Origin of the sequence: Cytobacillus kochii (genome assembly GCF_020171845.1) — a bacterium.
Taxonomy (GTDB): domain Bacteria; phylum Bacillota; class Bacilli; order Bacillales; family Cytobacillaceae; genus Cytobacillus; species Cytobacillus kochii.
On record NZ_JAIVAM010000016.1, the window covers coordinates 91256 to 104693 of the forward strand.

At 34.8% G+C, this 13438-nt stretch carries 11 protein-coding genes and 1 pseudogene; 11 read left to right on the forward strand and 1 reads right to left on the reverse strand.

Annotated features, from left to right (window positions below; all coding sequences use genetic code 11):
- Positions 1 to 481 precede the first annotated feature (481 nt).
- The 10 genes from LCM23_RS22910 to LCM23_RS22955 all read left to right on the forward strand — a co-directional run bounded on the left by LCM23_RS22910 (position 482) and on the right by LCM23_RS22955 (position 11189).
- Positions 482 to 1384 carry a DUF2268 domain-containing protein gene (locus tag LCM23_RS22910; protein WP_224938902.1) on the forward strand — a complete coding sequence of 301 codons (903 nt, stop codon included), beginning with the start codon at positions 482 to 484 and terminating at the stop codon, positions 1382 to 1384.
- Positions 1385 to 2343: 959 nt separating this feature from the next.
- A complete protein-coding gene (locus LCM23_RS22915; RefSeq protein WP_224938903.1) occupies positions 2344 to 3198 on the forward strand; it encodes an aldo/keto reductase in 855 nt (284 codons plus the stop codon).
- A gap of 230 nt (positions 3199 to 3428) precedes the next feature.
- Positions 3429 to 3635 (forward strand): hypothetical protein, encoded by a 207-nt coding sequence (locus tag LCM23_RS22920; RefSeq protein ID WP_224938904.1) that lies wholly within the window; start codon positions 3429 to 3431, stop codon positions 3633 to 3635.
- 686 nt (positions 3636 to 4321) lie between these two features.
- Positions 4322 to 4777, forward strand: a complete 456-nt coding sequence (locus LCM23_RS22925) for a PaaI family thioesterase (protein WP_224938905.1) — start codon at positions 4322 to 4324, stop codon at positions 4775 to 4777.
- 174 nt (positions 4778 to 4951) lie between these two features.
- The gene (locus LCM23_RS22930; protein ID WP_224938906.1) at positions 4952 to 6319 is read left to right on the forward strand and encodes a hypothetical protein; all 1368 of its coding nucleotides are present in this window, start codon (positions 4952 to 4954) and stop codon (positions 6317 to 6319) included.
- Positions 6320 to 7127: 808 nt separating this feature from the next.
- Complete coding sequence (locus LCM23_RS22935) at positions 7128 to 7640, forward strand: sigma-70 family RNA polymerase sigma factor (RefSeq protein ID WP_224938933.1); 513 nt, start codon at positions 7128 to 7130, stop codon at positions 7638 to 7640.
- Complete coding sequence (locus LCM23_RS22940) at positions 7633 to 8949, forward strand: DUF4179 domain-containing protein (protein ID WP_224938907.1); 1317 nt, start codon at positions 7633 to 7635, stop codon at positions 8947 to 8949. The genes LCM23_RS22935 and LCM23_RS22940 overlap by 8 nt, the downstream gene beginning before the upstream one ends.
- A 450-nt stretch (positions 8950 to 9399) precedes the next feature.
- Positions 9400 to 9603: a hypothetical protein gene (locus LCM23_RS22945; protein WP_224938908.1), complete on the forward strand. Its 204-nt coding sequence runs from the start codon at positions 9400 to 9402 to the stop codon at positions 9601 to 9603.
- A 328-nt stretch (positions 9604 to 9931) separates the two neighbouring features.
- Positions 9932 to 10450: an SRPBCC family protein gene (locus LCM23_RS22950; RefSeq protein WP_224938909.1), complete on the forward strand. Its 519-nt coding sequence runs from the start codon at positions 9932 to 9934 to the stop codon at positions 10448 to 10450.
- Between the two features lie 85 nt (positions 10451 to 10535).
- Positions 10536 to 11189: a uridine kinase family protein gene (locus tag LCM23_RS22955; protein ID WP_224938910.1), complete on the forward strand. Its 654-nt coding sequence runs from the start codon at positions 10536 to 10538 to the stop codon at positions 11187 to 11189.
- Between the two features lie 114 nt (positions 11190 to 11303).
- Here LCM23_RS22955 and LCM23_RS22960 read toward each other — a convergent pair whose 3' ends face one another.
- Positions 11304 to 11903 carry a LysE/ArgO family amino acid transporter gene (locus LCM23_RS22960; RefSeq protein WP_224938911.1) on the reverse strand — a complete coding sequence of 200 codons (600 nt, stop codon included), beginning with the start codon at positions 11901 to 11903 and terminating at the stop codon, positions 11304 to 11306.
- 101 nt (positions 11904 to 12004) lie between these two features.
- On the opposite strand from LCM23_RS22960, the pseudogene LCM23_RS22965 reads away from it, so the two are divergent.
- A pseudogene (locus LCM23_RS22965) lies at positions 12005 to 13432 on the forward strand (aminotransferase-like domain-containing protein).
- Positions 13433 to 13438 lie beyond the last annotated feature (6 nt).

Below are 13438 nucleotides of genomic sequence, written 5' to 3' on the forward strand. Positions count from 1 at the left end.
AAATTTTATCAAAAGATTTAGAATACCTGAAACGGGGCTTAGTTGTTATTTGCACTAATTACGATAGGTTAATACTAATAAATATTAAATTAAATGAGCCTATATATAAAACCGGAAAGTAATACAGTAGATTTTTGGAGGAAGTGAAATGAGATAGAACCTAAGCAAGAGGAATTAATAAAAAGCCGTTAGAAATATGAGGACCGAGTCAAGAATAGATCTCTAAATAGTTATATCTTTTAATAATTATGAAAGAGTAATTAGTATAAGAGGTAGAAAATAATCAAATTTTAAAAAAATATATAATGTTTCACAAAGAATAAATCCCGTTTTAATCAACCTTTTTCAAAACGGGGTCTTTTTATTTAATATAAATAAGGGTTTTCGAGGGATTTTTAATCAAACTTGGTATTTGACATTGACGCGACGTAATACTTTATTGTTAGATACGTACTAGATTTAACAAGGGAGTTGAAAAAAAATGAACTATAAAATCATGCAATCTTTGGAGCAATATGAGGAACTACTTAGAATAGAAGATGTTGAAAAGAGAAATGATTACTTTCGGTATACGATGATGAAGCCATTTCATCAGATGTGGAGTTTCTTAAATGTCCCGATTAAGGCTAAAGAGGTGAATGGTTATGATGTATTAATGGCTACAAGTATGTTAGGGTATGTTGATATTACTGATGATAAACAAATACGAGAAGGCTTAAAAGTTTTACGAGAAAATGATGTGTATACTTTAGCTGAGAATACCCTGAACACTTGTTTTGTAAGAGCAGAGAATGCAGGTCTCAAAGTCAATGCAGAAGAATTAACCTTTGGGTTTTATTTGGCAGATTCTATTAAGTTAAACCATGCGAATGGCTACGCAGGTTTCGGAGGGATACCTGGATATATTACTGTCAACATTTCCCCAAATCCTTATAATGTGCCAAGAATCCCTGCCGTAATTGCTCATGAGGTTCACCATAATATTCGTTTTTCCTATTTTGAGTGGAACCACGGTGATATAACAGTTGGAGATTATATCGTGATAGAAGGGTTAGCTGAGTCATTTGCACAGGAGTTATATGGAAAAGAATTGCTTGGACCATGGGTAACTAGCATGGATCAAGATGATTTAACGTATTCTATCCATGTTATAGGAGAGGCCCTAGATGTAAAAGGGTTTGCTGAAGTAAGTAGTTATATGTATGGCGATGACTTTGCTCGTCAAGAAGGGTATCAACCTGTAGGGCTTTCATTTTGTGCGGGATATGCAGTTGGTTATGAGGTTGTTCAATCATTTTTGAAAAATAAAAATATATCGATTTATGAAGCAACTTTACTTTCGAGCGAAGAGATTATTGAAGGGTCTGGTTTGTTTTCTAGGTAGGGTGGAAAAGATTTACGTCTTTATATAATTTTCTCAATAGACTGTCGACACCTGTATAGGGGTGTCCTTTTTAATCTAATTTAGTTTCAATTCTGAACTATGTTCTTAGAAAAAGATTGTAAATTAATGTACTTAAAGTAACATGTGCTTTAGATTAAACGTATCAAACAACTTTATTATCAAATTCGAGGATAAGAATAATTATATTGATAAACGTTAAAAAATCCTTACTACAATAAATCGTAGTAAGGTTCTTGTTTTTCATTTCAAAATTAAACGTCTTTATTATCTCTATACAGAATTTGTCTCCTTTAACTCTCTTGGTTCTCACGTAACCTTGTTCTTCTCTTATGGAACTAAGTTGGTATCCTAACGGTAAAGGAGTCGGGGGAAGAGCGGGGGAAACACGAATAGGCAGACAATCATCTAAGGTTATTCAAAATCTCAATACAAATCCGGGCTGAATCCAATAGGGTTCAGTCCTTTTCTTTGGCCAATATTTCCCTAAAAACCTTGTCTGATAAGAGTTATAGTGTGTTCGTTTGTTTGTCGTATTGTTTCTATACAGTTCTAAGAAAACGAGATAGAAGCAATAAGAGTGCTGGGAAAGATACTTTTTATTCTCATTGCTCATGTTTTTTTCCTATTTCTGTTCCCATTCAGAGAACATCTATTTAACATTGTCCTTATTCGATACAAGCCAGAACGTAAAAAAGAGGTCGAAAATGGGCTTTCGGGAAGAGCTAATAACATTGCCTTCAGGCGTAAATGAGGGGATGGATCGTGGGGGAGAAAGGATGGAGGGGGTTTGGTGAGAAACCAAGAAAGTCACAAAGGCATAGCAATCAATTCGTTGGTGTAGGATTTTTTTAAATCGGGTATTGTAATTATAGACATCATGGAAATAGTTATTTCCAATCTCAACTTACATTGCAAAATTTTTAAAAGGAGATGAGGTTTTGACTTCAAATAATAATGGTTTTACTCTAAATGATGGTACAGAACTTCCTTTTGTGGGATTAGGCACAATCGGTATTAACGGGGATCAGGGTACGTTTGAAATTTTAAACGCCTTGAATATAGGATATCGCTTAATCGATACGTCAACAAACTACGACAATGAAGGGATTGTCGGTGAAGCTGTGCGTCGGTCCGCACTGCCTAGAGAGGAAATTTTGATTAGTACGAAATTGCCCGGTGCTTACCATGAATATGACAAGGCATTTATCTTTATTCAAGAATCTCTACGCCGCACTGGATTAAAATATTTTGACAAGTATTTAATTCATTGGCCGAACCCTAAGGATGGCAAGTATGTAGAAGCTTGGAAGGCTTTAGTGGATGCTCAAAAACAAGGGTTAATCAGAACCATTGGCGTTTCAAACTTTGAACCAGAACATCTGGACGACATTATCGAAGCAACAGGTGTGACACCTGCTACAAACCAGGTGGAGCGTCATCCGTATTTTAATAATAACCGCATGGTAGAAGAAAATAAAAAACGGGGCATTCTTACTGAATCTTGGAGCCCTTTTGGTAGAGGTTATCTGAATGACGTGCTAAAAAATAACACAATTAAAGAAATTGCGGATAAGTACGATAAAAGCCCGGCGCAGATTATTTTAAATTGGAATTATCAAGCAGACGTATTTTCTATACCAAAATCAAGTAATCCCGTGCATCAAAAAGATAATTTCAATAGTACCAACTTTGAATTAGCACCTGAGGATATTGAAACAATTGATTCATTGGATAAAGGAGAAGCCGGTCGTGTAGAAGGGCAGGACCCAAATGAATATCACGAATATGTATAGGCAGGACAATATATAAACATACATCGTATAGTATTCGTTCATAATATTAATATCGTTTTTGATACGATATTCGAACAATAGATAAAAGGAGGATCTGTTTAAGCAGGTCCTCTTTTGATTTTTAAAAATATATGTCTGCCTTTTCTTTACCGCGATGAATTAACATCACTAAGCTTTTTAGTTCTTATTCATCTAATTCTATTTATTTTAAAGTTAATGAAATTTTTCATGTGGAAGAAGAAGCCGAAGGGATTTTTATTAGTATCAAGAGCTCTGGATGGATGTTGACGAACATCATCATTGTACTCGTCATTGCTTCTGTTATTATCGGTATCGTGCGGACATTTCTAAAACATGGGAAATATCAAATCTCTCTAGACCGTGATCGTATATACATTACGAAAGGTATAATCGAAGAAACTACCTTTACTTTATAATATCCAAAGAAAAAGTGCAGGCAATTTGAATTCTGATGAAAATACACTTGAAATCAATTCACTCTATCCATTTTTACCTGTTAAACAAATGGTTTCGGAAATTTCACCCCACCATACTGAATAGAAAAAACTTCGCAAATATGTTTCATTTTTTCAACAACCGTTCATTTAATGTTATACTATAACCAAATGTTGCGCAATTTTGATTTTTAAAATTATTCAATACAATGCAAACCGTCCATCTTTCCTTGTTATTACGGAAGAAGGAGATTAATAATTTGTAAATTTTAAATTTGCTTAATTATATGTCTATTATAGTTTTAACGATGGTTATGTATATCACCTTACAACACTAACGTTTTAAAAACGTTCTATTAATTTTAGGGAGGGTGATTTATGGAAAAAAAGTAAAATCTATTTAGCTGAAGAATATGCAGAAGAAGCTCTATTATCAATTGGTTGAAAAAGAAGATTTAAATCATGTACTTCATAAAATCCTTTATTATCCCGATTTATTATTTTCGTCCAACTGATTATTTTGTTCTACCTCTTTCAACTATCACGGCAGGCCACCTTGCCGGTTATACTTTGCAAAATTGATGGGAAATAAATTAATGTAGCCGGAGCGTTCAACGTTCTATTGTTTGGCTTAAATGAAAAAACTTTAAAAAAGGGGAATTCAATCCATGACGATTCAATTAAATGATGAGACCATTCATGATTTGCATTACGATGAAATTAAGCAATTTTTAAAAGACGAACCTCTTGCGTCCTTTCTCGGTATGAAACTGACAAAACTCGGACCTGGCACAGCGGAAGCCGAATTAATTCCGGACGACCGCATGCTTAATTCACATGGAATGGTTCATGGGGCCATTATCTTTTCACTTGCTGACTACGTATTCGCCGCTGCAAGCAACTCATATGGCAAAACAGCAGTGGGCGTCACAACCAATGTTAACTTTATATCAGCTGGCAAACGTGGTAAGACATTAACGGGAAATGCAAAAGAAGTAAAGAAAAATCATAAACTTGCTTGGTACAAAATCGATGTCCAAAGTGAGAATGAACTAATCGCAACAATGGAAGCGATGGTATACCGGAAAAGTCAATATTTTATTCAACAGGATAAATTAAGATAAGGTTTTTTACATACCGGACAATTCATTCGATTTGCAGGGGGAGTTCGTAATAGATGTTAGAATTCAATGAAAATCCTCCGTTGTCACTTAGAGTAAGGGACATGCTTCTTAAGTTGTACTGACTAACCTAAATTATTTAAGCGTTTTCATTTAGTTATAAAGGAGGTAATAATTATGCTTATAAAGCGGAAAGACGGAGAAATTCATCCTGGGTTTAAATGGGGTCCCTTTACAATGAGGATTCCAGGAGTTCATCTCGAAATAACACCAAGTCAGCATCTTCAAGGCGGTTTATTACTACTAGCCACATGTGGGTCGATAACTCCCCTTGCGATGAAATATTTTGACATCTCTTTAGAAGTAGCATGGACAGTAAGTTTAGTGTTCCTAGTTTGGGTCATCGCTCAAACCGTTTTATTTGGTGACATATATGCTGCTGGTGCAATTACACCAGCGCTTCCCTTAACCATCGTTTATTTGAATACGCTTACACCTGGTATTGAAGCGATTCATGGTATGATCGCAATATCCATTGTAGTGATCGTATTATTCTTGTTCTTTGGTATAACTAGATTGGGAGAAAAGTTTAATAATGTAATTCCTGCGTCCCTAAAAGCGGGGATTATTATGGGGGCAGCGATTGCAGCATTTCAAAGTGAGCTTGGTCGTTTACCAACGATGCCGATTACGTTAGTGACAGCTTGGGTAATCGTCCTTCTATTAATGTTCTCTATTCCATTTGCTAGATTACCAGATACAAAGGCAAAGGCCATAGCGGGATCAAATGCATTATTAATTGCATTTGCACTAGCTGGTGTTGTAGGTTTCTCTACAGGTGAAGTTACGTTTGATCTTCAGTGGGGAATTTTTGTTCCTCCTATTGGTGAAGTGTTTTCTACATTATCCATCTGGTCAGTTGGTTTACCACCTTGGGAAATGATTGTGTCTGTGATTCCAATTGGGTTTATGTTTTATATTTTAGTGTTTGGTGATTTACTTGTTGCTCAAACATTGTTAAAAGACGCGGAAGAAGCAAGAAAAGATGAAAAAATAGATATTAATATGAATCGTAGTCACTTCGTACTAGCATTCCGTAACTTAGCACAAATTTTAACAGCAGGACCAATGCCGTGGCTACATGGACCAATTTGGACGGGGGTACAAGTTTTCTTAATCCAACGTTATAAAAAGGGTCGTCATGTAATGGATTCTATTTTCTCTGGTGTAGCAAACTTCTACCTACTAGCGATTCCACTAGGTTTACTTTTACCAGTCATGGGTATTATTGCTCCGCTATTTCCAGTTGCCCTATCGGTAACCATCCTACTCACTGGATTTGCTTGTGCGTATATAGCGATGTCAATGGTTACAAATAATATTTCGCGTGGATTAGTGCTAATGATAGGTGTGTTATGCGCCACTTTAGGAGCTGCATGGGGAATTGGTATTGGTACCGTATTATATATGTTGTTGATTGGGAAAAATAAAGAGAATTTACCTATCGTTAATGATGTGAAAATAAAGGAAGAAAAAATTAGTTAATCAAAAGCGTAATTGAACAACTTACGTGTATTTTGAAAAAGATTGTTTTTAAAATTGGAACTGGTGGTTTTGCTGGTAGGGATCTGGTGCAAATTCTTGAAGAAAATATAAAAGCGAAAGATTTCTATTGACTCCTAATCCTAAGCAATTAGTCCAAACAGTGAATGGATGAATTCTTTTTGAATTTGTACAGCTGTCCTTTTTTAGAGTACTAGAATTAGTATGTCCAAGATTTATGAGTATTGAAATTTTTTAGCAAGAACAAAATCTAGCACAAGGGGAGACTCGTACCTAATCATAAAACTATCAATCCATTAGTGGAAAAGTAGGATTATGGTTAAGTGACGATCTTTTGCCCAAAATGTGGCTTTGTGAGGTACTTTTGATCAAACTTTATTCCAAGGCTACAAGAACTTGTATAAAATTTAAATAAGAGTGATACCGTTTTTAAAATTCTGATATGCACCCCATTTGTTAGACATGATCTAACAAATGGGGAGCAGTTTTTTTATGGTTAAGTTTTCTAAAATACAAAATAGTAATAGAAAAAATCTTATCATTGTTGGATTATACATTTACAATATCAAGGAGAAGCAGCATTCAAAAAATCTATACAATTTTTATAAGTATAAACTAGATTACTGAATTACTTGTTTTTTAAAAAGGACTTTTACAACGGGTACACCTTAGGAATAGATTATTCGATTATCAATACCAAAAAAATTTGCAGAAAGTAAAAACTTAAGACTTTTTGTTTCTTTGTTATGTCTAATAACTAGAAAGAGAAAAGGGGGAAGCGCGCTTGGAAGTGAAAAACCTAGTCAATAGAGCAAGAAAGGGAGATGATGATGCTTTCTACGAATTAATCCAAATCCATAAAAGTAGACTATTAAAAATAGCCTTGGGTTACTTACATAATGAGGAGGAGGCCTTAGAAGCATTGCAGGAAGTAACTTTTAGGGCTTATCTTTCATTGAATAAATTGAAACATGCAGAATACTTCTCAACATGGGTTATCCGGATTATGCTTAATTACTGCCATGATCAAATTCGTAAAAGAAAAAGAATCGCAGATCCTAAGTATATTGATAATTTAATGGTAACGAAGAATGACAACCAGACGTTAGAAATAGAGGAAGCATTACTAAAAATAGATGCGCGTTTTCGAGAAGTCATTATTTTAAAGTATTATAACGATTTAAAGATAAAAGATATTGCCGAAATTCTCGAAAAGTCGGAGAGTACCATTAAAACCTGGCTATACAAAGGCCTAAAAGCACTTCAGGTTCAATTAAATAAGGGGGGTGGGCTAAATGTTTGAAAGAGAAGAAAGTGAATTGGCTGAATCAAAAAAAATAATGAAGGATCTATCCATTTCTGACGATCGCTCTGACCAGGCAATTCTAAGGGGGATACAGCAAGCAAAGGCAGAGAAAAAGAAAAAGAGAGTGCAGCTGCCCATTAAGACATTCACTGCTGCATGTATTTTAGGGCTTTCGTTTATTACATCTGTTAATGTATCCGAACCCGTTGCATATTACATGTCAAATGTACCTGGTATGGGGAAAATTGTTGATTTTGTCCGATATGACAAAGGGCTACTTGCAGCTGTTGAAAATAATTACATACAAAAAGTGGATTCAAGTGTGAATAACAAAGGTATAGAGTTTACTTTGAATTCAATTATTCATGATGAAAAATCATTGATCATTTTTTATGAATATCAATCAGATGAAGAAGACGTAGTTATTACTCCAGAAAGCTTTCAATTGCTTAATGAAAAAGGAGAGGTATTGCCTTATCATATAGTTGGTGAATATTGGAATGATAATCCGGATTCTTTGCTGGAAATCAGGGTTCCTTTAAAAGAAGGGGATAATCTGCCAAATGAACTAATTCTTTCAACTCAGCTTTCTAAAGATAAGAAACTTCTAGACGGAGTTTGGGAAATTCCCTTTACTTTAGATAAAGGTAAAATTGTTGGAAAGAAAGTGTATAATGTGGATAAAACATTAGAAATTGAAGGACAGCAATTAACTATCAAGGACGTAACAATGTATCCTTCTCAAACAGCTGTACATGTATATTATAATTCGCAAAATAGTAAAAAGATATTTGGTATTAATGACTTGCATCTAATAGATGAGAAAGGAGAAACATGGAATACAAGTGTAATAGAGACTACACAAATCAATGAGAACGAAACAATCATTTATTTACAGAGCAACTACTTTACTAATCCTAAAGAATTATATTTGCGTTTCAATTCAATTCGTGCGCTTGATAAGGAAGAGCTCACTGTTGAAGTAGACCCGATAAAAAAGAAAATACTTAAGGCACCGAAAGACGGGAAATTAACAGATGTAGAGATAGAGCAAGGCGAGATGTCCATTAAATTAGATACGAATCCGAATCAATTCAAATCAGCAATTTTTACGCATGCAATAGATGCAGATGGAAATGTAATAGGTAAGCATGAACCATATGGTATCTCCTATTCTTATGTCGACGACTATGTATTGTATTCCGTTCCTTTCCCATCTGAAGCAACTGACTTAGGACCTGTTAAACTTGAATTGCTTGATTATCCAGCCTCTATCAGTGCAGAGGCTAATGTGAAAATAAAGTAATAGCCCAACTCCGTTAAATAAAAGGTGAATTTTTTATAAAAAACCACTGTCTGTAAGCACATTTGCATTTCTTTTTGGGGAATTACCAAAGGGATTAAAGACCTCTTAATAATAATCTCGACTGAATCTAATAGTTCCTCATTAAGTAATATGTGCTTACAGTTCCTGTACATGGGGATTATAGTCTCCCTAGTAACATACCCTTTTCATCGATGAGGATGGTACTGTAATGCAGTAGTGACTAAGAATGAGATAGTCAACTTCCAGGTTGAGACAAATTTGGATGATTCGCTTGTTACATCCGAGTATACCGGGGTTCCTAATATGTCAGATGAAGATTTGCTTGCAGAAGCCTTCTGAGATTTAACCGATGGTGTAAAAGTAGCGGACCTGTTGGGATTGCTGGAGTAGTAGATTACTTTAATTACCCTAGAATAGGTGGGTGTTTCTATGAATAAAATTTTAGCGATGTCTATTTTGGGATTGGGCATTAGTGGTGCTGCTTTAATAATCTCAGTCCCTCTATTATTCAAATCACCAATAGGAAACTTTGAGCTGACATTTGCTGTTGGCTCAGCAGTAGCTTGTGTGGTGTTCACAGTCTCGTCTCTGTTCCTTCGAAAACGTTTAAATGAATTATATGACAAAAAGTGAAGACAAGATGATGAAAATCCCGACCATGAGTAGGTAGGGATTTTCATCATTTTATCAATTTAGACAACACATTTATGTTAGTAATTATTAACTAAGGGTTATAATGATTTTAGTTAAAAGTGTGAGATAGTTATACGTTTGCACCTAGAAAACAGCTAGATGCAGGTTAATAAACTATTTGAAGCATATTCGTCATATTTAATTTTGATCAAACTTACTCCAAATCAGCATAAATTGCGATGTTTCTACCCTTTGGATATGATGGTCCAGAGAGGTTTTTTATCGGAAATTTTATTTCGCAAACGGGCATAGTTTAAGATGAAACTTTTTGTTAACCTTAATAAGGAATAAAAATGTAAAGGAGAAAAAGATGACTAAATACGGAAAGTTATATGAAGTGAATGGTCGCTATGTTTTGCAATTTGAACGTTTATTTACCCATAAACCAGAGAGTGTTTTCCGCTACGTAACAGATCCTGATTACTTTACCAAGTGGTATCCGTTTGCAACTGGAGAGATGGATCTTAATGAAGGTGGCAAAATAGCTTTTGATGATGGCGAGGGGACGAAGTACGAAGGCATAATTACTGAATACCAACCACCTGTCGTCTTTGCCTTTCATGAAGGCGCTGATTTGCTAAGAATCGAGTTTCAAAATACCGATGACGGGTGCCGAATGAATTTTCAACATACGTTTGATGACCGGTCTTGGGCAGCGGCAACAGCAGCAGGATGGCATCGCTGTCTTGATGCATTGGTTATGTTGGCTAACGAACAGCTGCCCGAATGGCCGGATAACGGAGCGGAGTTAAGGGAGTTTTATCGGGAAGCATTTGATTCGAATTAAGTGGAGAATATAGCACTCATCATTAGAAGTATAGACATCTTAAAAAGTAAGTTGAAAAAAGCAAATCTAGTGACGGGGGAGATTGATGGATAAGTTAATACAAGACATCCTAAATTGGATTACAATAACGGATAAAAAGCTTATTATTGGTATTTCCGGACATGGTGCTGCTGGAAAAACAACGTTTGCCAATAAGCTTATAAATGTATTAAATCAAGATGGAGTGAATTATATAAATACAGACCCGTATATTGTTAGCTCGAATATACGAAAACATGCAATGATTAACTATACATATCAAAACGAAAATCATCGTTATAAAATGACAGCTTGCCACCCATCAGCGCATCATTTGTTATCTTTAGAAAGAGATGTTCAGATGATTAGAGATGGTTTAGATTTATACACAATGCATACACATTATATGAAAAGCGAATTAATTTCCTCGAGGAATAAAGTAACGATTGTTGAGGGAATGAGTGTAGCATTTATTCATCCTGATTTATTTGACTTGAAAATTTATTTCTATACAGATGGTGAAACTGAATTATTAAGGAGGTCGAATCGGGACATCGTTGAAAGGGGAGCAGATCTCAATTATTTAAGGCAATCCCATGAAGAACGAAGGATACAGTACGAAGTGTTTATGCATCCATACAGTCAGGATTTTGATATCATTATAAAAACGTCTGCAGCAGCGATATGTATAGAAAAAAATACATTTGAAGTGAAAGAATAAACTACTTTTTTAAAAAAAGAAATCTTACCTTTTAAGCCTCCTCCCTTGCATCTAGACAGAAGGCTTTCGCTTTTTGATAGTTTTAATACATATGAAATGATAATTCCAAGGATATTACAATAAATCAAGAAAAATATAAATGGCTGTACCCCAGATAAAGATAGCAGAGAATTTATTAAATAATTGCAATACATTTCTTTTGCCATCTAACTTTTTCACAAATGCTCCTGCGATCATTAGCCCAAAGAACCAAATCCAAGATACTGTAATACAAGTAATAGTAAAAAGAAATTGTTCTTTTCCAGCATATTTTATTGCACTTACCCCAATAACACCGACTATATCTAAGATGGCGTGAGGGTTTAAAAAAGAAACAGATAAAGCAAAGATAATTTGTTGACGAATAGGTAAAGCCTTATTCGTTTTTTTTGTCGTTTCGGATTTCCAAATGACAGATCCCATATACAATAAAAATAAGATACCGGTAATCATTAAAATTACTCGTAACCATTCAAATTGAAGGACAATCATTGATAAACCAAATACAGATAATAAGATTAAAAGTGTATCAGAGATTGCAGCTGTTATCGTGGCTGGAAGTGCCTGAGCCAATCTAAGTTGCGTTGCTCCTTGAGAAAATACAAAGACATTCTGTACCCCTAAAGGTAAAATAAGTCCGAATGCCAAAATTAATCCGTGCAGAATAGGTTCCATTCAAATCAACTCTCTTTCAATTACTATCGTACTATGATAAAACTGAAAGAAAACAACCAATTGGATGGTTTTTTATCCACCCAATTTAAGGGGGGATTATCTTGAAATGGAAACCGAATAGTGATTCTCATTTAACTTTTCACGAACAAATTGTAGATTGGATGAAATTTCGTATAGAAAGTGGAGATTGAGCGGTTGGAACAAAAATCCCCATACAGCGTCAACTAGCGATACAATTTAATGTCAATAGAAGTACAGTTCAACTTGCTCTTGATGAACTGAAGGCAGATGGTTTACTTCAATCAAAATTAGGATCAGGTGTATTTGTAACTCATACTTCTTGGAATGTACTTTTAAATAAAACTCAACCGAATTGGAAAAAGCATATTGAATCAAGTATCCATAGAGCAAATGACCATACTATTCAACTTATCAATAAATACGAGCAATATAATCATATCATTCGCCTTGGAACAGGTGAATTATCACCGGAATTACTCCCAACAAAACAACTTGAACAGTCATTAAAAGAAATCACCCTTGATGCAAAATCTATCGGTTATTCATCACCAAAAGGAAATGAAAGACTTAGAAGAGTATTATGTGACTATCTGAAAAGAAGAGGTATTCATTCGGAACCAGAGAACATTCTAATTGTTTCTGGCGCCCTTCAGGCGCTTCAACTAATTGCCATTGGATTATTAGAAGAAGGCTCTGTGATTTTCCATGAAGAGCCATCTTATTTAAGTTCTATTCATCCTTTTCAATCTGCTGGCATGCGTATGCATACGGTAATGCGTAATCACCCGAAATTAGCTGAGAACTTAAAAGTTTTTAAGAGGAAAAAACAATCTATATTTTATTGTGTTCCGACATTAAATAATCCTACTGGAGTTAATTGGTTGTTGGAGGAAAAGAAAAATCTATACAATATATGCAAAGAGTTACAGATTCCTATTATTGAAGACGATGTATATCATGAATTACTATTTGATCATCCTTTACCTACCTTAAAGTCTTTAGACAAGTCAGGACAAGTACTGTATCTTGGTAGTGTGTCGAAAACATTAAGTCCTGGGTTACGTATTGGATGGATTGTCGCACCTTCACCTGTGGTTGAACGGCTAGCTGATATAAAAATGCAAACGGATTATGGTTCAAGTGCTCTTTCTCAAGAGATTGTCGCACATTGGATATCAACTGGTTTATACGAAAATCACTTAAAAAATCTTCGTGAACAACTAAAGAACAGAGCGGCATTTATTGAAAATATACTAGAAAAGCAATTTAGAAAGATTGCTACGTGGAATAAGTCAGAGGGTGGCTTTTACATTTGGTTAAGGTTTAATAAACCTATCGTAAACAAAGCACTATTTCTAAACCTTCTCAATCAAAATATTTTAATTAACCCAGGTTATATCTATCATTCAGGTGATTCTCACCATATAAGACTGTCGTATGCGTATGCTTCACTAGCAGAAATAAAAGAAGGTCTACATGCTTTATTATTACTCTGTAATCATGAATGAATACTA

Bases quoted from the DNA above. Each gene is read 5' to 3' on its own strand.
- LCM23_RS22910 (WP_224938902.1), top strand. From the start codon at position 482: ATGAACTATAAAATCATGCAATCTTTGGAGCAATATGAGGAACTACTT.
- LCM23_RS22925 (WP_224938905.1), top strand. From the start codon at position 4,322: ATGACGATTCAATTAAATGATGAGACCATTCATGATTTGCATTACGAT.
- LCM23_RS22930 (WP_224938906.1), top strand. From the start codon at position 4,952: ATGCTTATAAAGCGGAAAGACGGAGAAATTCATCCTGGGTTTAAATGG.
- LCM23_RS22940 (WP_224938907.1), top strand. From the start codon at position 7,633: ATGTTTGAAAGAGAAGAAAGTGAATTGGCTGAATCAAAAAAAATAATG.
- LCM23_RS22945 (WP_224938908.1), top strand. From the start codon at position 9,400: ATGAATAAAATTTTAGCGATGTCTATTTTGGGATTGGGCATTAGTGGT.
- LCM23_RS22955 (WP_224938910.1), top strand. From the start codon at position 10,536: ATGGATAAGTTAATACAAGACATCCTAAATTGGATTACAATAACGGAT.
- LCM23_RS22960 (WP_224938911.1), bottom strand. From the start codon at position 11,903: ATGGAACCTATTCTGCACGGATTAATTTTGGCATTCGGACTTATTTTA.